We start from the raw sequence: 26,910 nt of genomic DNA, 5'->3' as shown, positions 1-26,910 counted from the left end.
GATCACACTCGAATCCGGGGGTCGAGGATGGCGTACAGGACGTCCGCCACGAGGTTCATGAGCACGGCGGCGGTGCCGGTGACCAGGAAGAAGGCCATGACCGGGGCCGGGTCCACCTGGTCCAGGCCGGTGGCGAACAGCTCACCCATGCCCTTCCAGCCGAACACGCGCTCGGTGATCACGGCGCCGCCGATCAGGCCCGCGAAGTCGAAGGCCATGATGGTGGTGATCGGGATCAGCGAGTTGCGGAAGGCGTGCTTCAGGATCACCTGGCGCTCACCCAGGCCCTTGGCCCGGGCGGTGCGGATGTAGTCCTGACGCGAGACCTCCAGCATGGAGGAGCGGGTGTAGCGGGAGTAGGTGGCCACGGAGATGATGGTCAGCAGCACGGTCGGCAGCAGCAGCTGGGTGCCCTTGTCCATGAACTCCACCCAGAAGTGGGCGTCCATGCCGGGGGTCTCGGAGCCGATGGTGGCGACCGGACGCGGCTTGGCACGCAGCAGAGCGGGCCAGTAGTTCGTCATGTGCTCCATGACGATGAACACGCCCATGACCACGGCGGTGATCGCGGAGGCGGTTGCGGCGGTGCCCTTGGAGAAGCCGCCCATGAGGCGGCCGATCAGGATGCCGACCAGGACGGCGATGATGCCCAGGCCCAGCAGGAGCAGCCAGGACGGGTTGTTCATCAGCAGGCCGTAGGTGGCGTAGTAGCTGACCATGCCCACGGCGACGGTCACCAGCGCGGAGTAGAGCACCTTGCGGTTCTTCAGGCCGGCGATCAGGGCGGTCAACGCGACGGCGGCGGCGAGGCCGATGGCCAGCTGGACCAGCGGGCCCATGACCGGGCGGCGCCAGAAGTCCAGGGCGTGCAGGGTCGGGAAGATCACCAGGATGAAGCCGGCGACCACCGCGAAGGTGAGAAGACGGCGCTTGGCGTTCCCTGCCATCGCGGCCTGCACGACCAGACCGGCCAGGAGCGCCCCGATGATGATGTATGTCCAGTTCAGCGTGGGGTCGGCGATCCAGTTGTTGTAGCCGATGGCCATGTACTCCTTCAGGAGCACGGCGGCCCAGAAGACCGGCAGGGAGAAGAACAGGAAGATCAGCAGCGTCACGGCGTAGTCGAGGCCGGAGTACTGGCGGATCGCCGTGATGATGCCGACCGCGATGCCGATGATGATCGCGAGCACGGTGGCGAGGACCACGAGGCGGAGGGTGGACGAGGCCGCATTGGCCAGCAGATCGTTGACCTGCTGACCGCCGCGGTTGGTGCCGAGGTCGCAGGCGCCCCTGAGGCAGCCGGCGACGCCGCGCAGCCAGATGAAGTAGCGCGAGTACCAGGGCTCGTCCAGGTTCATGTAGTTGATGCGCGCCTGCATCAGCTGCTCGCGGTTCTCGCTCTGCGACTCGCGCAGGTCCTTGAGGGGGTCGCCCGAGTTCACGACGAGGACGAAGAGGAGGATCGATGCGCCGAACAGCACGAGGAACGAGCTGCCGAGGCGCTTGAGGATGAATTTCAGCACAACAGGGGGTGACCTTCCGTGCTCAGCGATGGGTGGGGAGGCCCGCGTTCAGCGGGTTCACGGGGAAGGGCCCGACCGCGGGGCGGTCGGGCCCTTCACACCGTGAGTGTCAAGGTGTCACAGCACACTACACGGTGAGAGCCGTGACACCTGCAATCAGGGGGTCCTCACTGGACGCGGACCCACTGCTCGACGTTCCACAGGGCACCGGACTGGGTCGCGGTGTCGCGGACGTTGGCGAGGTCAGCGGCCTGGCCGAGGATGCCCGGGTGGGCGAACAGCGGGATGGCCTGGTAGTCCTCCCACAGGAGCTTCTCGATCTCCTTGACCTGCTCCAGCTGCACCTTCTCGTCCAGCGAGCCGGCCAGCTTGTCCCAGGCGGCGTCGACGTCCGGGTTGGAGTACTGCATGTCGTTCTGGGCACCGGTCGAGTGGTAGATGTTGCGACCGGAGGCCTTCTGGCCGGAGCCGGCCCAGGCGAACAGGGCGACGTCGAAGTCGCCGGCCGGCAGCACCTCGGTGAAGAAGTTCGCGTTGCCGGCGTCGACGATCTCGAAGCCCGCCTCGTCACAGGAGGACTTGATCATGGAGACGATCTCGGTGCGGCGCGGGTTCGGCGAGTTGTAGCCGATGCGGACCTTCGGCTTGGACTCGCCGGACTTCGCGACCAGCTCCTTGGCCTTGTCGATGTTCGGCTCGTCCATCTCCTTCGGGTAGGCGGCCTCGACGACCTCGTCGTAGTTCTCCTGGAACGGGAACACCTCGCGGAGGTTCATGACCTCGGCGTCCTCGTTGATCGGCTTGATGAGGTTGTCCACGATCTGCTGACGGGGCACGCAGAGGGCGAACGCCTCGCGCAGCTCGGCGGAGTCGGCGAAGACCGAGCCCTCGCCGCGGTTGAAGTCGAGGTGCTCCCAGGTGAGCTGGTCGCCGGTCTGCACGACGACCTGGTCGCCCAGGCCCTCGAGCTGCTGCAGGGTGTCCACGGTGGCCTGCGGCTCGATGACGTCGAGCTCCTTGTTCTGGAGCGCCTGCACGTGGGTGTCGGCCGCGGCGAAGCGGATGACGAGCTCCTTGGTGGCCGGCTTCTCGCCCCAGTAGTCCTCGTTGACCTCGAGGGTGATGAACTGGCCGGCGGTCCAGCCGCCCTGCTTCAGCTTGTAGGGGCCCATGGACGGGATGAGGTCCTCGTCCTCCGGCAGCTCGCCCGGCTTGAAGTCCCAGCCGTCGTTCCAGAACTCGGCGGCCGGCTTCAGGGCCTTGGCGTCCTTCTCCTCGATGGCCTTGGCCAGGTCCTCGGTGGACATGCCGGCCTCGCGGGCCACAACGTGGGCCGGGAGCGCGGTGGAGACCATGATCTCCCAGTCGGCGTACGGCTCGTTGTAGGTGACGGTGAACTCCTTGCCGGCAGGGTCGCCCTCCGGCATGTCGTCCACGTAGTCGCCCATGGAGGAGGAGACGGAGTCGAAGAGCTGACCGTCGTCCTCGTTCTTGATGTTGCCGTTGTCCGCGGCCCACTGGAGCTGGAAGTCCAGGGCGGTGACGTCGGTGCCGTCGGACCACTTCGCGTCGTCCGCGATGGTGTACTTCACCTGCAGCGGCTCGTCGGAGACCTTCTCGTAGGTGCCGAAGGTCTCGTCGCGGATGATCTCGCCGTCGGTGCCGAAGTAGAAGAAGCCGGAGAACAGGCGGTCCACCACGGCGGAGTTGTAGGTGCTGTAGGTGTTCGACTGCACACCGTTGTAGGAGGAGAACTCGTCCTCGCCCACGGAGTACGCCACGGAGCCGTCCTTGGGCTCGACCTCGCCCAGGTCGGCCTTGCCGGAGTCGCTCGGCTCGACGGTGTACTTCTCACCGTTCTCGCCGGTGAAGACCTCCTGGCCGCCGCCGTTCTCGCCGGAGCCGTTGCCGTCGCCGTTCTCGTCGGCCGGGCCGGCCGGGGCGCAGGCGGAGAGGAACAGAGCGGAACCTGCGGCGAGAGCCGCAGCCGCAGAGAGCTTGGTGTACTTCATGGAAGTCACTCCAATCATCAAAGGTGCAAAGTGCATCTCAGTGGGGTGAGATCCTCCGGGCTGACCCCGGCTGATCTCGGTGGACGAATCACTGCGAGAGCGAACCCCCTCAGGTTCCACTCCGTGAGATGGACCACACATTAGCCCGCCGAGGGGTACTTGCAAAAGCGTGACGTGGGAAACATCCCGCACCGAGGGTGATCGTTACCTTTTCGTAACCTCGATGTCACACGTGCGCCGCCGACGGTGCGCGAAGGCCGGTTCAGGCGGCGTCGCGCAGCAGCGTTCGCACGGCCCATGCCCCGGACATGCCGTGGACACCGGCACCCGGGGCCGCCGCCGAGGACGCCAGGTACAGGCCCGGGACTCCGCTGCCCCGGACGGCGGCGCGGAGCCGGTGCGGCGAGAGAAGCCGAGGCCGGGCCAGAAGCTGGGTGCCGTCCAACGCACCACCGGCGATGTCCCCGCCGACCAGGTTGGGGTTCCAGGCCTGAAGAGCGGACGGCCCCGTCTCCACCGCTCGCAGGATCCGGTCGCGGAACCCCGGGGCATGCTCCTCGATCACCGCCTCGACGACGGGCCGCACCGCTGCCTCCCAGCCGTGCGGGACGTGGGCGTAGGCCCACACCACCGTGCTCCCCGCCGCCGGGGCGGCCGCCCGCGACGGGTCTGCGCCCTGCTGCTGGCACAGCATCACGAAGGGCCGCTCGGGCATCCGCCCGGCGGCCACGGCGGCCTCCGCCGCGGTGAGCTGCTCCGGCGTGCCGCCCAGGTGCACGGTGCCGGCCCCGCCGACGCGCGGGTCCCGCCACGGGATCGGGCCGTCCAGGAGGAAGTCGACCTTCGCCGACGCCGGGCCGTGCCGCCACCGGCGCAGCCGCCGCAGAGGCCGCGCCTCCATGCCGGTGCCGCCCAACGCGGCGACGGCCGCAGGCATCAGGTCGAGGATGGCGGCGTCCACGTCTGCCACCTCGGCCAGGTGGGTGATGCGCCGGCCGGTGTGCAGCCGGCCGCCGTGCGCGGCCAGCACGCTCAGCAGCGCGTCCACCACCGACTGGGACCCGCCCCGGGCGACGGGCCAGCCGGTGGTCATGCCGAGCCCGCCGAAGAGCGTGCCCATCGCCGCCGTGAGCGGCCGGGTGGGAGGAAGGATCGTGTGCGCCGCCGAGCCGAGGAACAGGGCACGGGCCCGGTCGCCGCGGAAGGCGGCTCGGGCGGCCGCCGCGGCCGGCCAGGGCGAGCGGAGCCCGAGGCGGGCCATCGTCAGCGGATGGGGCCACCGGCGCACCAGCGGACCCAGGACGTCCGCCGCCGCCGCGGCGGGCGCGTCGAGGACGGGACGATGCCATGCCAACCAGGCGCGGCCGTCGTCGTGAAGGCCCGAGGCGGTGGCCTCCGGCTCCCGATGGAGGAGGACGGCGTCCTGCCCGGGCAGCGGGTGCGCCATCGGCACCTCGGGGTGGACCCACTGAAGTCCGTGGGCGGTCAGGTCCAGCTCGGCGAAGGCGGGGCTGACGACCCCCAGCGGGTGGCCGGCGGCGCCGAGGTCCACGACCGTCCCCTCCCCGAGCACGGGTGCGGAGGCGCACGCTCCGCCCGGACGGTCGGCCGCCTCGTACACGTCGACCTCCCAGCCGGCACGGGCCAGCAGGGCAGCGGCGGTCAGGCCGTTCGGACCGGACCCGACGACGGCGACGCGCCCGGGCTCGACGCCCTCCGGGAGCGGGAAGCCGGAGACGGGACGCATCGACTGCTCGTGGCTCACCGGCCGGTGCGGATCATCGGGCGGTCGGGCCCGGGTCCTGGGCGAGGTCCTGCGGCACGGTCGCCTCGTCCACGTGCGCACCGGAGCGGTAGATGCCGCGGGCGAGCACGTTCGAGGCGAGCGAGGAGACGATCACCAGGGAGATCGCGGTCAGCAGGAACAGCACCAGGGACCACAGCGCGAAGCCGTCCCGGGCGGTGAGGCACAGGAAGACGCCGAAGCAGATCAGCGGCAGGCCCATGCCGGTCGCGGGGCTGAAGACGTTCATCATCTGCAGGCCGTCCCGGGCGCGCAGCATGGACACGGCAGACAGCAGCACCAGGACGGCGCCGCCCACCATGCAGAGGATGCCGAACAGGGCGAGGACGATCATGGGTCAGCGCTCCCCTCGGGTCAGGATGCGACTCAGGGCGACCGTCGCGAGGATGCCGAGGAACGCCGCCAGCAGGGCCACGTCCTGGACGACCGCCGAGTGGAAGACCAGGCCCGCCGCGGCGAGCATGCCGATCGACGCGAAGTACACGAGGTCGCCCACCACGGCCCGCTCGGCATTGGTCTCGGAGCGCAGGATGCGCAGGATGCCGAGGCCGAACGCGACGGCCAGCACGGCGATCGTGGCGACGACGCCCACGGTGATCACGGTGTCGACGCTCATGAGGCCTCCTCCCAACGCGGTCCGCGCAGCATGCGCAGCAGCCGGTCCTCCATCTCACGCAGGCCGGCGACGACCTCCTCGCGGTCCTGGTCGAAGACGCAGTGGACGAACAGGGTCACCGGCTCGGTGTCGGTGCCGTGCGCGGTGCCCACCACGAGCGTGCCCGGGGTGATGGTGATGGAGCTGGCCATCCACGTCACCTCGAGGTCGCGCTCGCAGCGCAGGTCGTACCGGATGATCGACGGCGTGGCGAAGGGGCCGGCAGTCACGGCCTTGCGCGCCACCTGGAACGAACCGGCGATGACCTCCTTCACCAGCCACAGCACATAGGAGACGGCGTGGCCCAGATGGAAGCGCCACCGCCGTCCGCCCTGCGGCGGGCGGGTCTGACGGATGTCGGTCACGGGAGCACCGCCTTCACGTAGTCGGTCGGATCGAACAGCCCGGCCACGCCCTGCTCGACGAACGGCATCACCAGGCCAGCGGCCACGAAGAGCGCCACGGACAGGCCGATCATGAGCAGGCCGGGGGCCATCAGGCGGGGGGCCACGCGCACGTCGGCCGGCAGGACCGTGTCCGGGCCGCGGCCGCCGGTGACGACGTCCGGGCGCATGTGGGTCAGCTCGTCGCCGCCGAAGGCCCCGGTCCAGAGGCGCTGCAGGGCCATCAGGGTGGCCACGGAGGCGAGCAGGATGCCCGCCATCATGACCCAGCCCCACGCGGCCTGGCCATGCTGCCCGGCCTCGGCGGTCGCGGAGATCAGGCCCCACTTGCCCCAGAGGCCGGACGTCGGCGGCAGGCCTGCCAGGGACAGCAGGCCCAGGGCCATCCCGACGGCGATCACGGGCTCGCGCCTGACGAGGCCGCCGAGGCGGTCGATGCGCGACTGGCCGTAGGTGAGCTCGACCGAGCCGGTGAGGGTGAGCAGGCCGGACATCGTGACCACGTGGTGCACCAGGTAGAACACGCCGGCGCCCACGGCGGCCGGGAAGGCCAGGACCACCCCGATGAGGATGTGGCCCACACCGGCGGTCATCTGGAACGCCATGACCCCGCGGACGCGGTTCTCACCGAGCGAGCCCACGGCGCCCACCAGCATGGTGGCGACGACCAGCACGCCGAGCACCCAGGTGAGGGGGTGGGTGGCGAGGTCGTACGGTCGGTGCTGCGGGGCGAAGACGACGTAGACGATGCGCAGCACCGCGTAGACGGCGACCTTCGTGTATAGGCCGGCGAACAGGGCCATCATCCCGGCCGAGGTGCCCGGGTAGGCGCGCGGCAGCCAGCCGTAGGCGGGCACCACGCCGGCCTTGACCAGCAGGGCGACCAGCACGACGGACACGCCCAGGGCCACGCGCGGGTCCTGCGCCGCGGCGCCCTGGAGCACCGCGAGGTTCACCGCACCGGCCGAGGCGTAGACCAGGCCCACGCCGGAGACGAGGACGGCCGAGGTGACCAGGTTGACGATCACGAACATGCGGCCGATGCCGAGGCGACGCCACGAGCCGGTGACGGCGAGCAGCGCGTAGGACGGCAGCAGCATCACCTCGACGAACACGAAAAGGTTGAACAGGTCGCCCGTGAGCAGGGCGCCGTTCACGCCGGCGAACGTCATGAGCGTCAGGGCAGGCACGAAGCGGTAGCGGTACTCCCGCGTGAGGATCAGGAACCAGGCGGCCACCGCGGTGGACAGCGAGGTCACGACGATCATCAGCGCGGACAGGGTGTCCGAGACGAACGGGATGGCCACGCCGGGGACGAAGGCGCCCACGCTGACGGCCATCGGCGGATGGGACCCGTGGTGGACCAGCAGGGCGATCGCGGCGGCCATGGACACCAGCGGGACGGCCACGGACAGCACCGCGTCCAGGGCACGGCTGCGCACCACCACGGACAGGCCCGAGGTGAGCAGCGGCACCGCCACGAACAGCGGCAGGAGTTCGGCGACGGCCATCAGTGGTCCTCTCCGGTCTCGGGCGGCACGGTCTGGTCGTCGTCACGGCCGATGACGGCCAGGGCCAGCATCAGGATGGACGAGGCCATGGAGATCACGATCGCCGTGAGCACGAACGCCTGGGGCAGCGCGTCGGCCACCTGGCCGATGTCCGCCCCGTCGGTCAGGGGCTCCTGGCGCCAGGCGGGTACGCCCGTGGTCAGCAGGAGCAGGTTCACGCCGTGGGAGATGAGCGTCAGGCCGAAGATGGCGCGCACCATCTCCCGCTGCAGCACCATCCACGCGCCGGTGCCGATCAGCAGGCCCACGGTCAGGGCGAGGATCATCATGCGTCATGCCCCCATTCCGGCGGTCGGGTGCCCGAGGAGATGTACTGCGAACGCGGGCTCACCACGTGCATCGAGGAGGTGGTCGGCGGGATCTCGTCCGGACGTTCGCCGTGGACGGTGTCCATGGGCCCGGACAGCTCGCCCTCGACGGCCTCGTCCAAACGCTCGCGCATGGTCTCCGCGCCCGTGGTCGACTGCCGGGCGACGCCGAGCACGTTCACGGCCACGAGGATCAGGCCGATCACCGCGAGGTACACGCCGGCGTCGAAGACCATGGCGGTGGACAGGTGCTGGCCGAGGATCTCGGCGCCCTGCGGCTGCATGTAGGTGCCGGTCGCCGCCATGTTCCACAGGCCGGTGGCGGTGGCCAGCATGACGCCGCCGCCGATGAAGTACAGCGGCATGCGCGGCGGGCCGATCTGGCGGTCCTTCGAGGTGGACAGGTACATCAGGCCGACCACGGCCGAGCCGACGAGCGCGGCGTTGAAGCCGCCGCCCGGCTCGTTGTGTCCACGCCAGAACAGCAGGGCCGAGACGCCGAGCATGATCACCAGGATCACCCGCAGCATCAGCTGCAGCTGAGCGGTGTTGGCCCAGGGGTTCAGGATCGCCCGGCGCGCGGTGTCGGAGCCGAGGACGGGCTCGCCGGAGTCGAAGGTGCTCGCCTCCACCGCGGACATCGTCCGCGTGGCCGGGTCCAGCTTCGCCGAGCGGAGGGTGGACAGGATGGCGACGATGGCCACACCCGCCATGCCGAGCACGGTGAGCTCGCCCAGGGTGTCGAGGGCACGGAACTCCACGAGGATCACGTTCACCACATTGAGGCCGTGGGAGAGCGGGTAGGTCTCCTCGAGCAGGTAGGTGCCCACCTCGGAGCGCTCGCGGCGGCCGTTGAGGGCCCACACCGCGGCGAACGCGGCCAGGCCGGTCGCCAGGCCGACGAGCACCGGCACGAGCTGGCGGGTGGGGCGGCGGCGGGAGGCCGCGGAGGAGCCCCAGGTCTTCGGCAGGCGCTGGAGCACCAGCATGATCACGATGATCGTGAGCGACTCGACGAGCAGCTGGGTCAGCGCGACGTCCGGGGCGCCGAGCGAGAGGATCTGCACGGTGATGAGGATGCCCACCGCCGAGAGGGACACGGTGGCTCCCAGGCGGGTGTGGCTGCGCACCACGGCGAACAGGGCGACGGCCAGCAGCACGAGCAGGACCGCGTCGATCGAGCGGTTGATGCCCTCGACGACCGGCGGGATGTGGCCGCCGGCGATGAGGCCGGCGACGCCGCCGAGCAGAACGGCGGACAGGAAGACGAGGATGGCCGCGACGTGCGGCCCCGCATGGTCGTGGGCGGTGCGGGCCATGAGCCAGGCCCCGGCGCGCTCCAGGCCGGCACGGGCGCCCTCCACCACGCCGGCGCCGGAGGCGGGCAGGCGCAGGCCCTCGAGGGCGGGCCAGAGGGTGCGGCGCATCGCGAGGGTGCCCAGACCCAGGGCCAGGACGATCACGGTGGTGACGAGCTCGGCGTTCACGCCGTGCCACAGGGACAGGTGCGGGTCCTGGACCTCGGCGGCCCCTTCGGCGGCGGTGCCGACGGCTCCGACCAGGGTGTTGATCGGGGCCAGGAAGAAGACCAGCACGGCGGTGGCGATCAGCGGGACGGCGGTGGAGCCGACCAGCAGGGCGGACGGGGCGTGCGGATGCAGCGGCTCGGGGGCCTGCTCGCGCGGCTCGTCGAAGAACACGCCGACCACGATCTTGGCGCAGTAGGCCACGGTGAGGACGGAGGCCAGGGCGGCCAGCACCAGGGCGACCGGGCCCGCCCAGGCGGGGGCCGCTCCCCCGGCGCCGCCCTCGCCGTACTCGAGCATGGCGGTGAGGACCTTCTCCTTGGACACGAAGCCGAGCAGCGGCGGGACGCCGGCCATGGCGGCGGCGCCGATCACGGTGAGCACCAGGGCGAAGGGGGCCTGGCCGCGCAGGGCCGGCATGTGCCGCAGGTCGCGGGTGCCGCCGGCGTGGTCGATCACGCCGACGGACATGAACAGGCCGGACTTGAACACGGCGTGCGCCAGCGTGTGCAGCGCGGCGGCGGCCAGGCCGACGGCGGTGCCGGTGCCGATCGCGGCGACGATGAGGCCGAGCTGGCTGACGGTCGAATAGGCCATCAGCTTCTTCAGGTCGGTCTGCTGCACGGCACGCAGTCCGCCGACGAGCGCGGTGGCCAGGCCGGCGGCCACCAGCAGGAAGGACCAGGCCGGGACGGCGTGGAAGAGGGGGGAGAAGCGCAGCAGCAGGAAGATGCCTGCCTTCACCACGGCCGCGGCGTGCAGGTAGGCGGAGACCGGGGTGGCGGCGGCCATGGCGTCCGGCAGCCAGGAGTGGAACGGGAACTGCGCGGACTTGGTCATCGCGGAGACGGCGAGCAGCACGGCCACCAGGGACGTCAGGCCCGGGCTGCCGGCCCAGACGTCCGCGGCGAGGATCTCGGAGACGCGCGTGGTGCCGGCGGCCACGGAGGCGATCGCCAGGCCGGCCAGCAGGCTGACCCCGCCGACGAAGGTGATCAGCAGGGTGCGCATGGACGGCGCCTCGGCCGCACGTCCGGAGCGGGCGATCAGCAGGAACGAGGCCAGCGAGGTCAGCTCCCAGCACAGGAACAGCACGACCGCGTCGTCGGTGGTCACCAGGCCCACCATGGCGAGGGTGAACATCGCCATGCCGAGGTAGAAGCCGAGGTGGCGTCCGGGGCCGAGGTAGGCCACCGCGTAGACGAGCACGATCGCACCGATCACGAGCGCGAGCAGCGTGAACAGGGCGCCGATGGGGTCCGTGCGCAGGGAAAGCTCCACTCCCCAGGCGGGGATCCACGGCATCGACCACGTGTACGCGGCGCCGGTCCCGGTGAGGGAGCCGAACGCCGGTGCGAAGACGACGGCGGCCACGGCGTAGACCGCGGCCAGGAACCACCCGGTGGCGCGGGGCGTCAGCCGTGCCACGACCGGGGTGAGCAGAAGGCCTCCCGCAAGCACGCAGAGCGTGAGGAGTGCGGGCATGGCTCCCAGCCTAGCCAAAGGCGACTGTGGCCCCCAAGACACGTCGGGTAGGGTGCCCTCGTGCGCGCGCGAAGGATGAAGCTGTCGCCAGGGCCCCACACAGCCACATAGCTGTGATGACAGTCACACATCCTCGGCTCCCCACCGCTCGCCGACGACCGCCGCCGCCGACCGCAGAAGGAGCCTGCCGTGCCACCGTCCGACCCCGTCCTGACGGCCCTCGGTCTCACCGTCTTCGCCGGCGTCGCCACCGTCCTGGGCGGCGTCCTTGCGGTCATGGGGCGCACACCCGGACCACGCGGACTGGCGCTCGGGCTCGGCCTGGCCGGCGGCGTCATGGTCTCCGTCTCCTTCATGGAGATCATCCCCGAGGCGACCGACGGCCTCGTGCCGGACTTCGGCACCTGGGCCGGCACCGTCATGCTGGTCGGATTCCTGGCCGGTGTGGGGTCGTTCCTTGCGATCGACCGGTTCCTGCCGGACCGGATCGACCTCGACGAGCGTGAGGACGGCGCCCCGGTCACCCGCCGCGACCGCCGCATGATGCGCCTGGGCCTGGTCACGGCGGTCGGCATCGGCCTGCACAACCTGCCGGAGGGTTTCGCCACCTTCGCCGCAACCCTGTCCGATCCCAAGGTGGGCCTGGCCCTGGCCGTCGCGATGGCCATCCACAACGTCCCGGAGGGCCTCGCCGTGGCCGTGCCCGTCCGCCAGGCGACCGGGTCGCGCCGCAAGGCCCTGGGCTGGGCGGCCCTGACCGGCATCGCCGAGCCGGTCGGCGCCCTGGTCGGATACCTGCTGCTCGCCCCGATCCTCACCGAGGCGCTGCTGTCCATGCTCTTCGCGGCGGTCGCCGGGATCATGGTGGTCATCAGCGTGGACAAGCTGCTGCCGGCCGCCCGCGAGGCCGGCGGCGCCCGGGTCGCGTTGGCGGGCATGCTCATCGGCATGGTCGCGATGATGGTCTCGCTGGACATGCTCCCCTGACCCGCGGCTCCGCGCGGCTCCTGCCCGACGACGGCGCCTCCCCCGAGCCGGCCGCCGTCACAGGGCCGCCGGGCAGGTCGCGCCCGACGATGGCCGGTCACCGCGGCAGAGCGGGCGTCAGTTGACGACGGCCTCCTGGAGGACGGTCTCCTCTTCGCGGACCTGCCCGTTGGCGGTGATCCACTTGACGGTGATGCGCTCGCCCACGTTGCGGTCGTTCACCATGCGGGACAGGCGCGAGGCGCTGGTGCCGACCGAGTGGCCGTCCACCGCCACGATCACATCGCCGGGACGCAGGCCGATCTCGTCCGCGGAGGAGCCTTCGTCCACGTCCACGACCACGACGCCGTCCTCGCCGGGTCTGATCATGATGCCCAGCGCGCCGTCGGCGCCGATGGAGACGGTGTCCGTCTCCTCGCCGGAGAGCACCTGCTGCACCACGCCCAGGGCCACGTCCAGGGGGATGCCGAAGCCGTCGACCTCGCTGGAGGTGGTCCCGGAGCTGGCGGCGACGGACACGGCGACCACCTGGCCGTCCGCGTCCACCATGGGGCCGCCGGAGTACCCGGGGACGACGTCCGCGTCCGTCTGGATCAGGCCGGTGAGCCGGGAGTAGTCCTCGCTCCCCTCGGGTGCGGCGTAGATGGAGCGGTCAAGGCCGAGGACCTCGCCGCGGACGCTGGTCAGGTAGCCCTGCCCGCGGGCGTTGCCGACGGCGGCCACCGCGTCCCCCGGCGTCGGGTCCCCGGCGGCGAGGCTGGCCGTCTCGAGTCCCTCGGCATCCTCCATCTGGAGGACGGCGATGTCGTTCTCGGCGTCACGGCCGAGCACGGTGGCGGTGTACTTCCGGCCCGTGTCCGAGACGGTGACGCGCACGCGGGAGGAGTCCTCCACGACGTGGTAGTTGGTCACGGCCAGTCCGTCCTCCGAGAGGACGATGCCGGTGCCGGTGCCCATCGCCCCGGACAGCTGGGTGTCCACGAGCAGGACGCCCGGTGCCTCCATGACGGTCTGGCCGCGGTCCAGGTCGCGGCCGCGGTGCGGCGGGGCTTCCCAGTCCACCACGACGCCCTCGTGCACCTCGGTGAGGGCCTGCACCCACTCCTCCGGGTCGCGGTCCTCGTAGGGAAGGCTGCGCTGCTCGGTGCCGCGCGGGGCGCCCTGGGACTGGTGCTGCTGTTGCTGCCGCTGCTCGGCCTCGATCCGGTCCGTGAGCTCGCTGACGGCGAAGCCCGCGCCGCCGCCGGCCAGGATCAGCGCGCCCACCACACCGGCGGCCGTGATGAGCATCCGGCCGCAGGACTTCTTCCGCCTCGGCGGCCTGCCGGGCGGATACCCGCCCATGGCGTACTGGGGGCCGCCGTACGGGCCGCCACTATAGGGACCGCCGTACGGGCTGCCACCAGAGGGGCCGCCGTACGCGCCGCCCTGCGGCGGTGCGCCGTAGGGGCCGCCACCAGAGGGACCGCCGTACGGGCCGCCTTGCGGCTGCGCACCGTACGGGCTGCCCTGCGGCTGCGCACCGAAGGAGCCGCCGCCGAAGCGGCCGTCGCCCTGCCAGGGCGAGCTGCCGTCGTCGTGCCTGCGATAGGCGTCCAGCGGCCCCTCGGGCCGTCCAGGGTCCCCGTCCGCGCGCGCAGACGACCCGTAACCCAGGTAGGCGTACGGGTCCTGCGGGGCTCGGCCGCGGCGGGACTCAGGACGACGGCGGGGCATGGGTCAGGCCTGCGCGGCGGCCAGGGCGGCCTCGTAGTCCGGCTCCTGGGCGATCTCCGGGACGAGCTCGGTGTGCTTCACGGTGCCGTCCGGGCCGATCACCACCACGGAACGGGCGAGCAGGCCGGCGAGGGGGCCGTCCTGCATGCGCACACCGTAGACGTCGCCGAAGTCGGAGCGGAAGGTCGAGCCCGGCAGCACGTTCTCGATGCCCTCGGCACCGCAGAAGCGGGCCGCGGCGAACGGCAGGTCCGCCGAGACGGCCAGGACCACGGTGTCCTCCAGTCCCGCGGCGTGCTGGTTGAAGGTGCGCACCGAGGTCGCGCAGACACCCGTGTCGACCGACGGGAAGATGTTCAGCACCACGGTCTTTCCGGCCAGGTCGGCCAGCCTGATCGCGGCGAGGTCCTGGCCCACGAGCTCGAAGGCGGGGGCGGACGCGCCCACGGCCGGCAGCTCGCCGACGGTGGTGACGGGGGTGGAGCGGAAGGTGATGTCAGCCATGGGTCCACCCTAGAATGTGGACGTGGCAGGGAACACCTCATCGCAGTCCGGCTCCCCCGAGGGCGAACAGGACCGCGCCCGCATCCGGAGCACCGTCACGGACACCGCCCTCGTCTTCGAAGGCGGCGGAATGCGGGCCTCCCTCACCTCGGCCGTCGTGTCCGGGCTGATCGAGGAGGGGATCTTCTGCGACTTCGTGTCCGGCATCTCCGCCGGCTCGTCCAACACGGCGAACTACCTGTCCCGGGACGCCCGCCGGGCACGGGCCTGCTTCGTGGACTTCGCGGATGACCCGCGCTTCGGTTCGTGGCGCACCTGGATCCGCGGCCAGGGGCTGTTCGCGGCCGAGTACATCTACCAGCACGCCGGCCGCCCCGGGCAGGCCCTCCCCTACGACTTCGGCACGTTCCGGGCGAACCCGGCCCGGTTCGCGATCGGCGGTTTCGACGCCGAGACCGGGCAGACCGTCTGGTGGGGCCGCGAGGACGTGCACACCCTGGACGACCTCATGGTCCGTGTCCGTGCATCCTCGACCATGCCGGTGCTCATGCCGCCGGTGAAGCTCGCCGGCTCCACCTGGGTGGACGGCGCGCTCGGCGTGGACGGGGGCATCCCGCTCACCCCCGGCGCGCAGGCCGGGTACGAGAAGCAGCTGGTCATCCTGACCCGCGAACGGTCCTATGTGAAGCGGCCCGAGCGGTTCCCCGGCTTCTACCGCACCTACTTCCGCCGCTACCCGGCCGTGGCCGAGGGGCTGACGACCCGCTGGAAGCGGTACAACGAGACCCGCGAGCGACTGTTCGAGATGGAGCGTGCGGGCACGGCCTACGTCTTCGCACCGGAGCACATGCCGGTGCAGAACGGCGAGCGCAACGTGGCCAAGCTGGCCGCCGCCCACGAGCTCGGCCGGCAGCAGTTCGCCAAGGAGCTGCCCGCCATCAAGGAGTTCCTCGGCCTGGACGGCTGAGTCCCGGCGCCGGTGACCTCAGACGCGGTCGATCGGGCCGGTGAGGACGTCCACGCCGGAGGCCGGGTGGGCGGTGGAGGTGCCCGCCGGCGGCTCGGAGGCGGAGTCCGGCAGGCCGAAGACGGAGTCGAAGCAGTACGCATAGACCGCGGTGTAGAGGAAGAAGAACACCAGCAGGCCGCCCTCGATCACGATCGCCTCCCCCAGGCTCACCTGCAGGATGAACGCGACGGTGGGCACAAGCATGCAGACCAGGCCCAACTGGAAGAGGACGGCGTGCGCCACCCGCACCCTCAGCGGTCGGCCGGTGGTCCCGGAGCGGCGCTCCCACGCCTCGAAGATCGTGTTGAACGCCAGGTTCCACAGCAGCGCGATGGTCGAGTTGGCGATCGCCAGCACCAGGGACGAGTTCGCCTCCTTGCCCACCAGGGTGAGCAGGACGGTCACGAACAGCACCGCCAGCACCTCGAACACCACGGCGTAGACGACGCGGCGGGTGCCTGGGCTGCGGAACACCCGCCGCCGCGCCCATGCAGGGCGGCCGCCGGGCCCCAGCGGCACGTCGTCGCGGGCCGCCGCACGGCAGGAGGGAGCGGAGTTCGGGTCGGTCACTGTGCTTCTCTCGAACAGGGGACGGGTCGCGGCGCGCAGGCCGACCCGCCATCCTAGCCTGCCGGGGACCGGGACGCAGCGGGCGACCCGGCTCAGGTGAGCCTCACCAGGCTTTCGGCCGCCGGCCGGCGGGTCTACTGTGGGCGTCATGAAGCTCACCGACGACCTGCTGAAGAAGTTCAACGACCAGATCACCCTCGAGCTCGAGGCGTCCATCGTGTACCGCCAGCTGGCGATCGCCGCGGACAACCTGGACCTCACCGGCATGGCCACCTGGCTGCGCCGCCAGGCGGACGAGGAGATCGTCCACGCCAACAAGTTCATCGACCACGTGACCGACCGCGACGCCTACGCGGAGATCGGCACCATCAATGCCCCGCAGGTGTCCCACGACGCCACCGCCCTGGACATCTTCGAGGCCGCCCTGGCCCACGAGCAGAAGGTCTCCGAGGCCATCCGCGAGCTCTACCGCGCCACCGACGCGGCCGGCGACCTCAACGCCCGCCCGCTGCTGAACTGGTTCGTGGACGAGCAGATCGAGGAGGAGGCCACCGTGTCCGAGATCATCGGCCAGCTCCGCCTGGTCGGCGAGGACGGCTCGGGCCTGCTGCGCATCGACCAGCGCCTCGGCGCCCGCCCGGTGGAGACCACCGAGGCCGAGTGACCCACCGTCGGCGGCCGGGCGACGAGCACCCCGGCCGACCACGCGGCGGCCGTCCGGGACCCTCCCGGGCGGCCGCTATGCTTTTCCCGGCGCGGCACCGGGCCCGCCCTGCGTCCCATCAGGAGGAACCATGAGCGGACTCGTCGCACTGCTGGACGACGTCGCAGCGCTCGCGCGCCTGGCCGCTGCCAGTGCGGACGACGTGGCCGCGGGCGTCGCCAGGGCCAGCACCAAGGCGGCGGGCGTGGTGATCGACGACGCCGCCGTGACCCCCCAATATGTGACCGGCGTGGACCCGAAGCGCGAGCTGCCCATGATCTGGAAGATCACCAAGGGCTCTCTGCGCAACAAGCTGCTCATCATCCTCCCCGCCCTGCTCCTGCTGTCCTGGCTGGCTCCGTGGATCCTGCCGTGGCTGCTGCTGGCCGGCGGCACCTTCCTGGCCTACGAGGGTGCCCACAAGGTCTGGAACAAGATCACCGGCCACCACTCGGCAGACAAGGAGCCCGCGGTCGAGCAGGGCGCCGACGCGGAGGACAAGGTGGTCCGGGGCGCCGTCACCACCGACTTCATCCTGTCCTGCGAGATCATGGTGATCTCCATGAACGAGGTGGCGGACCAGGAGATCTGGATGAAGGCGATCATCCTCTTCGTGGTCGCGATCGCCATCACCTTGGGCGTCTACGGCACCGTGGCACTGATCGTGAAGATGGACGACATCGGCCTGCACATGCTCCGCGACGGCCACACGGACGGCGGCCGCCGCTTCGGCGCCACCCTGGTGAAGGGCATGCCGCATGTGCTGCGCGTGATCACCGTGGTCGGCACCGTGGCGATGCTCTGGGTGGGCGGTCACATCGTGCTCGTCGAGCTCGACCTCTTGGGCCTGCACGCCCCCTACGAGCTCCTGCACCACCTCACCGAGCCGGTGGCGGAGGCCGCCGGCGCGTTCGTCGGCTGGGTCGCCGAGACCCTCGGCTCCGCGATCGTCGGGCTCCTCTGGGGCACCGTGGTCCTGGGCGTCGTGACGGCGGCCGGCAAGGTGTTCGGCACGAAGGACCAGGAGAACCAGACCGCCCACTGACACCGCCGGCCCGCCTCCCGGCAGGCCCACGACGACGGGCCCCCCACCTTCCGTGCACTCCTCGGCGGAGGTGAGGGGACCGTCGTCGTCCCGTCTCCTGGGACGGATGCCGTGTGGGGGACGGATGCCGTGTGCGAGCCGGTCCGCTTCGGCTCAGTCCTGGGTGAGGAAGTGCCGGACCGCGTCCACGAACGGGCCGGGCTGGTCCGCGTGGACCCAGTGCCCGGCCTCGCGGATGGTGACGCGCACGGCGCGCGGGAACAGCTCCTTCATGCGGGGCACGTCCGAGTCGAGGATGTAGTCCGAGTCGGCGCCGCCGATCCACAGGACCGGGCCGTCGTAGGTGCGGTCCGGGTCCGCCTCGACCATCGGCTCCGGGAAGGAGCCGATCACCTCCAGGTCTCGCAGCAGCATCTCCACGTTCGGCTGCCAGGCGAAGTGGCCGTGGTCCCGGCGCAGGTTCTGCAGCAGGAAGCCGCGGATGCGCTCGTCCGGGACCTTCTGCGCCATGGCCGCGTCCGCGTCCGAGCGGGTGCGGAAGGAGGCCAGGTCCATCTCCAGCATGGTGCCGAGCAGGTGGACGAACTCGTCCGTGGCAGCCGCCGCGGTGCGCGGGGAGATGTCCACCACCACGAGGCGATCCACGAGCTCCGGGTGGCGCAGGGCCAGCGCCATGACGACCTTTCCGCCCATCGAGTGGCCCACCAGGTGCACGGGCCCGTCGGCGGCCAGACCGGAGCGCAGGTGGTCGGCGAGCCGGTCGGCGATCCTGCGGTAGTCCACGCCGTCCGTCCACGGGGACTGGCCGTGGTCCGGCATGTCGATCATCTCGACCGTGAACTGGTCGGACAACGCCTGGGCGATGCCGTTGAAATTGCGGCCCCGGCCCATCAGGCCGTGGACGAAGGCGACGCGGCGGGGGCCGTCCCCCACCACGGTGGAGGCCAGCGGGGCGTCGGGGGCATCGGTGCGGGAGGTGTCTGCGGAGGTCACGGGGACAGGGTAGCGGCCGTGCTCGTCGGGACGGCACCGAAGACGTCTTATGGTCCTACTGACACATATGGCCTCGAATTCATATGGTCTGCGCGACATTATGGAGCCGACCGCGTCCTCGCACGCCCGCCGACCCAGGAAGACCACCACCCCATGACCGCCGACCGCGCCGCCGAGGCGGCCCTGATCCGGGCCGCCGTGTCCACGGCGGTGCTCAGCCTGCGCACGGACCGCTCCGGGCGCACCGCCCTGCACGTGGCCCTCGTCCCCCGCACCCGCGCCCCCTTCCTGGACCGCTGGGCCGTGCCGGGCCGCTGGCTCGAGGCCGACGCCGACGTGGACGAGACCGCCGAGGCCGTGGCGGCGGAGACCGTGGGCGTCTCCCCCGCCCATCTGGAACAGCTGGCCGTGTTCGGCGCCGTGGACCGCTCCCCCACCGGACGCGTCCTCACGCTCGCCCACTGGGCCCTGACCTCCGGAACGGACCGCGAGGGCTGGAACGTCCGCTGGTTCGACGTGGACCGCGTACCGGCCCTGGCCTTCGACCACGCGCAGATCGTGGCCGCCGCCCGCACCGCACTGGCCCGCCGCCTGGACGACCCCGCCGTGGCAGGCGCCCTTATGCCGACCGAGTTCACGCTCGGCGAGCTGCGCGCGGCGCACGAGGCCGTCACCGGCGAGCGGCTGGACGCCGCGAACTTTCGCCGCACCGCCCTGGGCGACCCGTCCGTGCAGGACACCGGCACCGTGCGCACCGGAACCCCCTACCGTCCGCCGCGGCTCTACCGCTTCGCCGCGCCCGAGGCGACGCGCGCGCTGAGGCGCCCGCCCACATCGACGACCCCCACCGCCGCCCCCGACGCGGCCCCGCGCCCTGACGAGAGGACCGACCGATGACCGCCGTGACCCCCAACACCGGACAGGCCGCCCCCGCGGCCCCCGCCGCTCCGACGACGCCGTCGGTGCCCGTGCAGCTGACCCTGCTGCCCTCCCGGCCTGCCGGAACCGCCTCCTGCACCGAGGACCTGCTGCTGCCGCCGTGGGAGGCCGGAGGAGGCTACGGCCCCGGCTCCTCCATGCAGGACCGTGCCCCGTCCGACATGCCCCGCCAGGGGGAGATCCCGGCCGAGTACCGCACCGCCTCCGACGACGAGCTGCAGGAGCGCATCGCCGCCGCCAAGGCCGAGCTCGCAGACCGCGTGGTCCTGCTGGGGCACTTCTACCAGCGCGACGAGGTGGTCCGGCACGCCGACTACGTGGGCGACTCCTTCCAGCTCGCCCGCGCCGCCACCGCCCACCCGGACGCCGAGGCCATCGTGTTCTGCGGCGTGCACTTCATGGCCGAGACCGCGGACATCCTCTCCGGGGACGGGCAGGCCGTGATCCTGCCCCATCTGGGCGCCGGCTGCTCCATGGCGGACATGGCGGACGTGGACTCCGTCACCGACTGCTGGGCCCAGCTCGAGGAGCTCTACGGCACCGAGCCGGATCAGCAGGGGCGCCAGCCGGTGCTGCCGGTGACCTATATGAACTCCTCCGCCGCGCTGAAGGCGTTCGTGGGCGCCCGCGGCGGCATCGTCTGCACCTCCTCGAACGCCGCCCAGGTGCTCGAGTGGGCGTTCGAGCGCGGGCAGCGGGTGCTGTTCTTCCCGGACCAGCACCTCGGCCGCAACACCGCCAAGGCCATGGGCATCGGCCTCGAGCAGATGCCGGTGTGGGACCCGCGGCAGACGCTCGGAGGCAGCACCGCCGAGCAGCTGCAGGACGCGAAGGTCATCCTCTGGCACGGCTTCTGCTCGGTGCACCGCCGCTTCACCGTGGCGCAGATCGAGAAGGCCCGCGCCGAGCACCCGGACGTGCAGGTGATCGTCCACCCGGAATGCCCCATGGAGGTCGTGGACGCCGCGGATGCCTCCGGCTCCACGGACGCGATCGTCAAGGCGATCCAGGCGGCGCCGGCCGGCTCGACCTTCGCGGTCGGCACCGAGATCAACCTGGTGCAGCGTCTGGCCGCGCAGCACCCGGAGCACACGATCTTCTGCCTGGACCCGGTGATCTGCCCCTGCTCCACCATGTACCGCATCCACCCCGGCTACCTCGCCTGGGTGCTCGAGGAGCTCGTTGCCTCACGCGTGGTCAACCGCATCGAGGTCCCCTCCGCAGTGCAGGCCCACTCGCGGACCGCCCTGGAGCGCATGCTCGCGGTCGTCCCGCCGGCGACTCCCGCGGGGGCCGGTCCCCGGAACGGGTCCGCCCCCGCCGGCACCGAGCCCTCCACCACGGGAGCCGCCCAGTGACCGCCGCCCTGCGCCGCGAGGTGCTGGCCCGTGCCCTGGCCGAGGACGCCCCCTGGGGCGACGTCACCGGCGAGGCCTTCGTGCCCGAGGACGCCGTCATGGACGTCCGTGTGGTGGCCCGGGAGGCCGGCGTGTTCTCCGGCGCCGCGGTGCTGGCCGAGGTCTTCATGCTCGTGGACCCGGCCGTGTCCGTGACGCTGAATGCCTGCGACGGCGGCCGCTTCGCCGCCGGGCAGGTGCTGGCCGAGGTCTCCGGCCCCGCCCGCGCGGTGCTGCGCGGCGAGCGCATCGCCCTGAACCTGCTGCAGCGCATGTGCGGGATCGCCACCGCCACGGCGCGGTACGTGGACGCCGTCCGTGCCGCCGGGGCGCACACCCGCATCGCGGACACGCGCAAGACCGCCCCGGGCCTGCGCGTCCTGGACCGCCAGGCGGTGCGGGACGGCGGCGGGCACAACCACCGCATGTCCCTGTCGGATGCCGTGATGGTCAAGGACAACCACTGGGCCGCCATGGGCATCGCGGAGGGCGCTTCGGACGAAGAGGTCACCGCCGTCCTGCGCGCCGGCATGGACCGCCTGCCGCACACCGTCCACGTGGAGGTCGAGGTGGACCGGTTCGAACAGATCGCCCCCGTGCTCGCCGCGGGCGCGGATACGATCATGCTGGACAACTTCAGCCTCGCGGACCTGCGGGCCGGGGTCGCCCTCGTCGACGGCCGGGCCGTGGTGGAGGCCTCCGGCGGGATCACCCTGGAGACCGTCGGCCCGGTGGCCGCCACCGGCGTGGACGTGGTCTCCGTGGGCGCCCTGACGCACTCGGTGCGGGCCCTGGACATCGGCTTCGACGCCGCCGTCTCCCCCGGAACGCCGCAGCGCCGCGCCACCGGCGGCCCGGAGGACGCCGCAGGCTGAGGACTTGTCCGCACCCGCATCATCACCGACGCGCGGCAACGGTGCCGCACACCTGGGAGGGGAACCGACGTGATCCTGCTCGACCATGCCGCCACCGCCCCCGTCCGCCGCGAGGCGGTGGAGGCCATGTGGCCCTATCTCACCGGCGACTTCGGCAACCCCTCGTCCGTGCACGAGCTCGGCCGTCGCGCCGGACTCGGCCTGGAGCAGGCCCGCGGCCAGGTGGCCGAGGTCCTCGGTGCCCGTCCTTCCGAGGTGGTCTTCACCTCCGGCGGCACCGAGGCGGACGTCCTCGCCCTGCAGGGGATCATCCTGCCGAAGCTGCTGCGCGCCCGCCGCCAGGGCACCCTGGACGCCCCGCTGCGCCTGGTCACCACCGCGATCGAGCACGGCGCCGTCCGCCAGACCGCCGCCTCCCTGAAGCGGATCCACGGCATCGAGGTGGACCTGCTCCCCGTGGACTCCACCGGCCGGGTGGACCCGGAGGACCTGCGCCGGATCCTGCGCCCGGAGACCGCCCTGGTGTCCGTCCACCTGGGCAACAACGAGATCGGCACCGTCCAGCCCATCGCCGAGCTCGCCGCCGTGGCACACGAGGCCGGCGTGCCGATCCACACGGACGCCGTGCAGGCGGCCGGCCAGCTGGACCTGGACGTCGCGGCCCTGGGAGTGGACGCCCTGTCCGTGTCCGGCCACAAGGTCGGCTCCCCCAAGGGCGTCGGCGCCCTCTGGATCCGACCGCGCCTGCCGCTGGAGCCGGTGCTCACCGGCGGCGGCCAGGAGTCCGGCCGCCGTTCCGGCACCCAGAACGTGGCCGGCGCGGTGGCCATGGGCACCGCCATGGCCCTGGCCGAGGCCGAGCGCACCGCACCGGGCGAGGTCGGCGCCGCCGCCCGTGCCGCCCGTCGGGACCGGTTCATCGCCCGCGTCCTGGAGGGCGTGGACGGCGTCCGCCTCTCCGGCCACCCGGAGCATCGCCTGCCGCAGCACGCCTCGTTCCTCATCGACGGGGTCACCGGCGAGGCCGTGCTCGTGGAGCTCGAGGCCCGCGGGGTGCTGTGCTCCGTGGCCTCCGCCTGCTCCGCGGGCCTGGCCGGCCCGTCCCCCGTCCTCGCCGCGCTCGGCTTGGACTCCGAGGCCGCCCAGTCCTCCCTGCGCTGCACCTTCGGCCCGCACACCACCGAGGCCGAGCTCGAGGAGGCCGCCGCCGCGGTGGTCGCCGGCATCCAGGCGGTCCGCCGCCTCGGCTGAGCGATGCGGCCGCCTGCACGACGACGGCCGCGCACCTGCCCAGGTGAGCGGCCGTCGTCGTGGGGCCGGGCCCGTCAGGGACGGATGTCGATCAGGTCCACGCAGGGATCGCCGATCATGCCGAGCCCCCGCAGCACGTGGAGGACTGCCATGACCGCGCAGGCGGCGACCATCGCCCACAGCGCCCAGCGCGGGGCCGTCCAGTTCGGGTTCTCCCGCATCCCATGGACCAGCCCCACCAGGCCGAGCACCGCGGTGGCGGCCGCCCAGAGCCACGCGGAGAAGTCCGTGTGGCGGCACACGGTGACCACGTCGTTGACGGAGCGCGTGGTCGTCGCGCTCACGGTGATCACGAAGCCGAGCAGGCCGACGCCGACGCCCAGAACAAGCGGGATCGGCAGGCCGAACCAGGCCTTCGCGTCCGGGCGGTGGCGGGCGGCGGCGCGGCGGCCCTCGTCGGTGCTGGTGTCGAAGTAGTCGGGAACGGACATGTGGCTTCCCCCTCCGGGATCAGTGGTCTGCGGTGCTGCGGCTCAGCCCCGCGAGGCTTCTACCGGCTCGCCGTCCGCGCCCAGGTCGAAGCGGGAGCTGCGGCCGAAGTACAGGTAGCCGGCCAGGATCGCCGCGATCAGCAGGACGCCCATGATGGCGAGCAACGGGTAGGGGCCGCCCTGGATGAGGAACGGGATCGCCAGCGCGGTCACCAGGCCGCCGCCGAAGAACGGTTCGAACACGAGCTGCTTGTAGCCGAAGCCCTGGTAGGCCGGGGTCTCCTTCTTCGGGTCCGCCATCCGCAGCAGCAGCAGACCGGTGGCGGTCACGCCCTGGGACTGGCCGTAGTCCGCGATGCCGCGCTCGAACCAGTAGGTGCGGATGAACTTCGGGGCGAAGACGAACAGCACCACAAGGTTCCAGACGATTCCGAGGGCCGCCAGGATGGCGAACGGTGCCAGGTTGTCCGCCACGGCCTGCAGGGACAGGGTCGCCAGGGCCGCGATGATCAGCAGGTCCAGGCTGACACCCTGGATGCGCTCCATCATGCCGCGGTTCACCAGGCCGTGGAGGGTCTCCGAACGGTCCAGGACCATCTGGACGAGCACGCCGCCGAGCATGGCCAGCGGGAACAGCGGCACGTGCCCGAAGATCTCGATGGTGTCGATCCAGAGCATCTCTTCCACCCACTGGAAGGCGGCCAGGCCGAGCCAGCCGATGAGCACCGCCAGGCCGACGACGCCGAGGTGGATGGTGAAGGACTCGACCGCGGAGTCGCGGAAGGTCAGGCGGCCGGCGGCCGGGCGGTCCTCGTCGCGGACGGCGGCGTAGTAGCCGATCCTCTCGTCCAGGGACAGCTCCTGGCCGGCGTCCAGGGAGGTGGAGACACCCTTGCGGGCGGCCCAGTTCACGGCTGCGACGCCGAAGAGGATGCCGGACACCAGGCCGACGGTGGCCATCGAGAGGGCGAGGTCGTAGCCCTCGTCGAAGCCCAGGGACTCGAACTGGCTCTGCAGGCCAGCCGCGGTGCCGTGGCCGCCTTCGAAGCCGATCTCCAGCAGCGCCGCGAACTCCGGCCCGACGTTGAACAGCGGGCCGAGGATCAGCAGGACGGCGAGGATGCCCACCACGTACTGGCCGGACGCGAAGGTGATGCCGAGCGACAGCTGCGGGCCGAGCAGGCGGACCGCGGACTTCGGCGATGGGATGCGCGAGCCCAGGAACATCGTGGCGAACACCACGGAGATCAGGATGCCCGGCAGCGTGGACCAGACCTCGATCACGGTCTCTCCGAAGAGACCGCCGGCCTCCAAGGACTCGACGCCCAGCGCGCCGGCGATGCGGCCGAGCACCTCGGGACCGAGCAGCAGCGCGAGCAGGCCGGCGATCAGCGCGACCGGCAGGAACAGCCGCTGGGTGAACCGGAGCTTCGCGCGCAGGTACATGCCGACCGCCGCCAGCATGCCGAGCATCAGCAGCGACATGCCGATGACGCCCGGGGTCATCTCGAGTTCCATGGGCACCCCTTGACTCATGGCCGGGTTCCTCATGCGGGACCGACGCCCCGGACCCGGCACACGGAGTGTCGCTCAGGTCACGCTACCAGGAAGCTCTCAGCCGAGAGACATCAGCCGCATGGGCACCGGCGCATGGCGTCCACGGCAGGCCAGGCCGCCCCGCAGGCGATGTGTTGAACAAAATATGGTGTTCCGGGTCACAGGTGAGTAGGGTGGCCGCCATGTCTGTTCTGCACCGCATCGGGCTGCTGCCCCGGGTCCTCATCGCCATCGTGCTCGGCGTGCTCGTCGGCCTCGTCGCACCGCACTGGCTCGTCGTCGTCTTCGCGACCTTCAACGGGGTCTTCTCCGCGTTCCTCGGCTTCATCGTCCCCGTCCTGATCCTGGCCCTCGTCGCCCCGGCCATCGGCGACCTCGGCCGCGGTGCCGGGAAGTGGCTCGCCCTCACCGGCGGCATCGCCTACGGCTCGACCCTGTTCGGCGGTGGGATGGCCCTGGCCGTCTGCCTGCTGGTGTTCCCGCTGATCCTCACCCCGGGATCCTTCACGGACATGGCCAACCCGGAGGACGCCCTCACCGGACCGGCGTTCGAGATCGCCATGACCCCGCCGTTCGACGTCATGGCGGCCCTGCTGCTGGCCTTCGTCCTGGGCGTCGGCATGACCCTGCTGCCCAAGGGCACCCTGCACGCCGGTTTCGTGGAGCTGCGCGCGATCATCGAGAAGCTCGTGGCCGCGGTGATCGTGCCGCTGCTGCCGATCTACATCTTCGGCGTGTTCCTGAACATGACCGTGGCCGGCGAGGTGTTCCAGGTGATCTCCACCTTCCTCGGCGTGATCCTGCTGGTGTTCGGCCTGACCGTCGTCCTGCTGCTCATCCAGTTCCTGGTTGCCGGGGCGGTGGCCGGGAAGAACCCGTTCAAGGCCCTGGCCACCATGCTCCCGGCCTACGCCACCGCGTTGGGCACCTCCTCCTCCGCCGCCACCATCCCGGTGACCCTGCGCCAGTCCATCAAGACCGGCGTGCGCCGCCCGATCGCCTCGTTCGTGATCCCGCTCTGCGCCACCATCCACCTGGCCGGCTCGACCGTGAAGATCGTCTCCTTCTCCCTGGCGGTGATCATCCTGTCCGGCGGCTCCGTGGACGTCCCGCTGATGATCGGCTTCATCTTCATGCTCGGCGTGACGATGGTGGCCGCCCCCGGCGTGCCCGGCGGCGCGATCGTGGCAGCCTCCGGCCTGCTGTCCTCCATGCTGGGCTTCACCGAGCCCCAGGTGGCGCTGATGGTGGCCACCTACATCGCCATCGACTCCTTCGGCACCGCCACCAACGTCACCGGCGACGGCGCGATCGCCCTGATCGTCGACCGCATCGCCGGAGACCGCCTCACCGGCGACTCCGAGGACGAGGTCGAGGACCTGGAGCGCCGCGGGGACGAGGAGGCCGAGGCGCGTGCGGCGGCCGACCCCGCCACGCACAACACGTCCCCCGCCTCGGGCCCCGACGACGGCCGCCCGGCCCCCGGAGACCGCCCCGGCTCCGCCTGAGCGGCCTCATCGGCCTGTGGCCGACCCGCCCCCGACGCACGGCGGCCCCCTCTTTCCCGGGAGGGGGCCGTCGTCGT

General features: G+C 71.6%; 24 protein-coding genes. 9 read left to right on the top strand and 15 right to left on the bottom strand.

Annotation, left to right across the window (positions count from 1 at the left end):
• Window positions 1-2: 2 nt before the first annotated feature.
• The 9 genes from HMPREF2863_RS02635 to HMPREF2863_RS02595 form a co-directional block, all read right to left on the bottom strand.
• Entirely contained in the window at window positions 3-1,523 is a 1,521-nt protein-coding gene (locus HMPREF2863_RS02635; RefSeq protein WP_070637697.1) for an ABC transporter permease, read from the bottom strand.
• Between the two features lie 167 nt (window positions 1,524-1,690).
• Entirely contained in the window at window positions 1,691-3,535 is a 1,845-nt protein-coding gene (locus HMPREF2863_RS02630) for an ABC transporter family substrate-binding protein (protein WP_070637695.1), read from the bottom strand.
• A 262-nt stretch (window positions 3,536-3,797) separates the two neighbouring features.
• Complete coding sequence (locus HMPREF2863_RS02625) at window positions 3,798-5,300, bottom strand: phytoene desaturase family protein (RefSeq protein ID WP_371327611.1); 1,503 nt, start codon at window positions 5,298-5,300, stop codon at window positions 3,798-3,800.
• A gap of 13 nt (window positions 5,301-5,313) precedes the next feature.
• Window positions 5,314-5,673, bottom strand: a complete 360-nt coding sequence (locus HMPREF2863_RS02620; protein WP_067189321.1) for a cation:proton antiporter — start codon at window positions 5,671-5,673, stop codon at window positions 5,314-5,316.
• 3 nt (window positions 5,674-5,676) lie between these two features.
• Window positions 5,677-5,955 carry a monovalent cation/H+ antiporter complex subunit F gene (locus HMPREF2863_RS02615; RefSeq protein WP_082739608.1) on the bottom strand — a complete coding sequence of 93 codons (279 nt, stop codon included), beginning with the start codon at window positions 5,953-5,955 and terminating at the stop codon, window positions 5,677-5,679.
• The gene (locus HMPREF2863_RS02610) at window positions 5,952-6,359 is read right to left on the bottom strand and encodes a Na+/H+ antiporter subunit E (RefSeq protein ID WP_245232081.1); all 408 of its coding nucleotides are present in this window, start codon (window positions 6,357-6,359) and stop codon (window positions 5,952-5,954) included. The genes HMPREF2863_RS02615 and HMPREF2863_RS02610 overlap by 4 nt, the downstream gene beginning before the upstream one ends.
• Window positions 6,356-7,909: a proton-conducting transporter transmembrane domain-containing protein gene (locus HMPREF2863_RS02605; RefSeq protein WP_070637693.1), complete on the bottom strand. Its 1,554-nt coding sequence runs from the start codon at window positions 7,907-7,909 to the stop codon at window positions 6,356-6,358. The genes HMPREF2863_RS02610 and HMPREF2863_RS02605 overlap by 4 nt, the downstream gene beginning before the upstream one ends.
• On the bottom strand, window positions 7,909-8,235 hold the full coding sequence (locus tag HMPREF2863_RS02600) for a sodium:proton antiporter (RefSeq protein ID WP_070637691.1): 327 nt from the start codon (window positions 8,233-8,235) through the stop codon (window positions 7,909-7,911). The genes HMPREF2863_RS02605 and HMPREF2863_RS02600 overlap by 1 nt, the downstream gene beginning before the upstream one ends.
• Complete coding sequence (locus HMPREF2863_RS02595) at window positions 8,235-11,288, bottom strand: DUF4040 family protein (RefSeq protein WP_070637689.1); 3,054 nt, start codon at window positions 11,286-11,288, stop codon at window positions 8,235-8,237. Before HMPREF2863_RS02595 ends, HMPREF2863_RS02600 begins: the two co-directional genes overlap by 1 nt.
• 189 nt (window positions 11,289-11,477) lie before the next feature.
• Between HMPREF2863_RS02595 and zupT the strand changes: the two genes are divergently transcribed.
• Window positions 11,478-12,275 (top strand): zinc transporter ZupT, encoded by a 798-nt coding sequence (zupT, locus tag HMPREF2863_RS02590; protein ID WP_070637687.1) that lies wholly within the window; start codon window positions 11,478-11,480, stop codon window positions 12,273-12,275.
• Between the two features lie 117 nt (window positions 12,276-12,392).
• Here the strand turns inward: zupT and HMPREF2863_RS02585 are convergent, their stop codons facing one another.
• Window positions 12,393-13,991, bottom strand: coding sequence for a S1C family serine protease (locus HMPREF2863_RS02585; protein ID WP_246828804.1), 1,599 nt, complete (start codon window positions 13,989-13,991; stop codon window positions 12,393-12,395).
• A gap of 3 nt (window positions 13,992-13,994) precedes the next feature.
• Window positions 13,995-14,495 carry a thiol peroxidase gene (tpx, locus tag HMPREF2863_RS02580; protein ID WP_067189334.1) on the bottom strand — a complete coding sequence of 167 codons (501 nt, stop codon included), beginning with the start codon at window positions 14,493-14,495 and terminating at the stop codon, window positions 13,995-13,997.
• Between the two features lie 82 nt (window positions 14,496-14,577).
• On the opposite strand from tpx, the gene HMPREF2863_RS02575 reads away from it, so the two are divergent.
• Window positions 14,578-15,462 carry a patatin-like phospholipase family protein gene (locus tag HMPREF2863_RS02575; protein WP_371327613.1) on the top strand — a complete coding sequence of 295 codons (885 nt, stop codon included), beginning with the start codon at window positions 14,578-14,580 and terminating at the stop codon, window positions 15,460-15,462.
• An 18-nt stretch (window positions 15,463-15,480) separates the two neighbouring features.
• Here HMPREF2863_RS02575 and HMPREF2863_RS02570 read toward each other — a convergent pair whose 3' ends face one another.
• A complete protein-coding gene (locus tag HMPREF2863_RS02570; protein ID WP_245829709.1) occupies window positions 15,481-16,074 on the bottom strand; it encodes a PACE efflux transporter in 594 nt (197 codons plus the stop codon).
• 148 nt (window positions 16,075-16,222) lie between these two features.
• Between HMPREF2863_RS02570 and HMPREF2863_RS02565 the strand changes: the two genes are divergently transcribed.
• Both HMPREF2863_RS02565 and HMPREF2863_RS02560 read left to right on the top strand, forming a co-directional pair.
• The gene (locus tag HMPREF2863_RS02565; RefSeq protein ID WP_070637798.1) at window positions 16,223-16,738 is read left to right on the top strand and encodes a ferritin; all 516 of its coding nucleotides are present in this window, start codon (window positions 16,223-16,225) and stop codon (window positions 16,736-16,738) included.
• A 130-nt stretch (window positions 16,739-16,868) separates the two neighbouring features.
• Window positions 16,869-17,822 (top strand): DUF808 domain-containing protein, encoded by a 954-nt coding sequence (locus HMPREF2863_RS02560; protein ID WP_070637683.1) that lies wholly within the window; start codon window positions 16,869-16,871, stop codon window positions 17,820-17,822.
• 153 nt (window positions 17,823-17,975) lie between these two features.
• On the opposite strand, the gene HMPREF2863_RS02555 is transcribed toward HMPREF2863_RS02560, so the two are convergent.
• Window positions 17,976-18,815 carry an alpha/beta fold hydrolase gene (locus tag HMPREF2863_RS02555; protein WP_070637681.1) on the bottom strand — a complete coding sequence of 280 codons (840 nt, stop codon included), beginning with the start codon at window positions 18,813-18,815 and terminating at the stop codon, window positions 17,976-17,978.
• 153 nt (window positions 18,816-18,968) lie between these two features.
• Here HMPREF2863_RS02555 and HMPREF2863_RS02550 point away from each other — a divergent pair, with 153 nt between their 5' ends.
• From HMPREF2863_RS02550 to HMPREF2863_RS02535, 4 genes are all read left to right on the top strand, one after another.
• Complete coding sequence (locus HMPREF2863_RS02550) at window positions 18,969-19,712, top strand: NUDIX hydrolase (RefSeq protein WP_070637679.1); 744 nt, start codon at window positions 18,969-18,971, stop codon at window positions 19,710-19,712.
• Window positions 19,709-21,112: a quinolinate synthase NadA gene (gene nadA, locus HMPREF2863_RS02545; protein ID WP_070637677.1), complete on the top strand. Its 1,404-nt coding sequence runs from the start codon at window positions 19,709-19,711 to the stop codon at window positions 21,110-21,112. Before HMPREF2863_RS02550 ends, nadA begins: the two co-directional genes overlap by 4 nt.
• A complete protein-coding gene (nadC, locus tag HMPREF2863_RS02540; RefSeq protein WP_070637675.1) occupies window positions 21,109-22,026 on the top strand; it encodes a carboxylating nicotinate-nucleotide diphosphorylase in 918 nt (305 codons plus the stop codon). The genes nadA and nadC overlap by 4 nt, the downstream gene beginning before the upstream one ends.
• Window positions 22,027-22,095: 69 nt before the next feature.
• Window positions 22,096-23,277 carry a cysteine desulfurase family protein gene (locus HMPREF2863_RS02535; protein ID WP_070637673.1) on the top strand — a complete coding sequence of 394 codons (1,182 nt, stop codon included), beginning with the start codon at window positions 22,096-22,098 and terminating at the stop codon, window positions 23,275-23,277.
• Window positions 23,278-23,351: 74 nt separating this feature from the next.
• Here the strand turns inward: HMPREF2863_RS02535 and HMPREF2863_RS02530 are convergent, their stop codons facing one another.
• Together HMPREF2863_RS02530 and HMPREF2863_RS02525 are read right to left on the bottom strand one after the other, a co-directional pair.
• Window positions 23,352-23,768 (bottom strand): hypothetical protein, encoded by a 417-nt coding sequence (locus HMPREF2863_RS02530; protein ID WP_070637671.1) that lies wholly within the window; start codon window positions 23,766-23,768, stop codon window positions 23,352-23,354.
• Between the two features lie 42 nt (window positions 23,769-23,810).
• Entirely contained in the window at window positions 23,811-25,286 is a 1,476-nt protein-coding gene (locus HMPREF2863_RS02525; RefSeq protein ID WP_227718839.1) for a sodium/glutamate symporter, read from the bottom strand.
• Between the two features lie 221 nt (window positions 25,287-25,507).
• On the opposite strand from HMPREF2863_RS02525, the gene HMPREF2863_RS02520 reads away from it, so the two are divergent.
• Window positions 25,508-26,833 (top strand): dicarboxylate/amino acid:cation symporter, encoded by a 1,326-nt coding sequence (locus tag HMPREF2863_RS02520; RefSeq protein ID WP_083315180.1) that lies wholly within the window; start codon window positions 25,508-25,510, stop codon window positions 26,831-26,833.
• The last annotated feature ends 77 nt before the right edge of the window (window positions 26,834-26,910 follow it).

Origin of the sequence: Micrococcus sp. HMSC067E09, assembly GCF_001812555.1 — a bacterium.
Lineage (GTDB): Bacteria > Actinomycetota > Actinomycetes > Actinomycetales > Micrococcaceae > Micrococcus > Micrococcus lylae.
This window is presented reverse-complemented; position numbering and strand designations above follow the sequence as displayed.

What these genes read in the sequence shown, in the direction of transcription:
- HMPREF2863_RS02630 (WP_070637695.1), bottom strand. Translation starts at nt 3,535, where the DNA reads ATGAAGTACACCAAGCTCTCTGCGGCTGCGGCTCTCGCCGCAGGTTCC.
- HMPREF2863_RS02620 (WP_067189321.1), bottom strand. Translation starts at nt 5,673, where the DNA reads ATGATCGTCCTCGCCCTGTTCGGCATCCTCTGCATGGTGGGCGGCGCC.
- HMPREF2863_RS02615 (WP_082739608.1), bottom strand. Translation starts at nt 5,955, where the DNA reads ATGAGCGTCGACACCGTGATCACCGTGGGCGTCGTCGCCACGATCGCC.
- HMPREF2863_RS02605 (WP_070637693.1), bottom strand. Translation starts at nt 7,909, where the DNA reads ATGGCCGTCGCCGAACTCCTGCCGCTGTTCGTGGCGGTGCCGCTGCTC.
- HMPREF2863_RS02600 (WP_070637691.1), bottom strand. Translation starts at nt 8,235, where the DNA reads ATGATCCTCGCCCTGACCGTGGGCCTGCTGATCGGCACCGGCGCGTGG.
- HMPREF2863_RS02595 (WP_070637689.1), bottom strand. Translation starts at nt 11,288, where the DNA reads ATGCCCGCACTCCTCACGCTCTGCGTGCTTGCGGGAGGCCTTCTGCTC.
- HMPREF2863_RS02585 (WP_246828804.1), bottom strand. Translation starts at nt 13,991, where the DNA reads ATGCCCCGCCGTCGTCCTGAGTCCCGCCGCGGCCGAGCCCCGCAGGAC.
- tpx (WP_067189334.1), bottom strand. Translation starts at nt 14,495, where the DNA reads ATGGCTGACATCACCTTCCGCTCCACCCCCGTCACCACCGTCGGCGAG.
- HMPREF2863_RS02565 (WP_070637798.1), top strand. Translation starts at nt 16,223, where the DNA reads ATGAAGCTCACCGACGACCTGCTGAAGAAGTTCAACGACCAGATCACC.
- HMPREF2863_RS02560 (WP_070637683.1), top strand. Translation starts at nt 16,869, where the DNA reads ATGAGCGGACTCGTCGCACTGCTGGACGACGTCGCAGCGCTCGCGCGC.
- HMPREF2863_RS02550 (WP_070637679.1), top strand. Translation starts at nt 18,969, where the DNA reads ATGACCGCCGACCGCGCCGCCGAGGCGGCCCTGATCCGGGCCGCCGTG.
- nadA (WP_070637677.1), top strand. Translation starts at nt 19,709, where the DNA reads ATGACCGCCGTGACCCCCAACACCGGACAGGCCGCCCCCGCGGCCCCC.
- HMPREF2863_RS02530 (WP_070637671.1), bottom strand. Translation starts at nt 23,768, where the DNA reads ATGTCCGTTCCCGACTACTTCGACACCAGCACCGACGAGGGCCGCCGC.
- HMPREF2863_RS02525 (WP_227718839.1), bottom strand. Translation starts at nt 25,286, where the DNA reads ATGGAACTCGAGATGACCCCGGGCGTCATCGGCATGTCGCTGCTGATG.
- HMPREF2863_RS02520 (WP_083315180.1), top strand. Translation starts at nt 25,508, where the DNA reads ATGTCTGTTCTGCACCGCATCGGGCTGCTGCCCCGGGTCCTCATCGCC.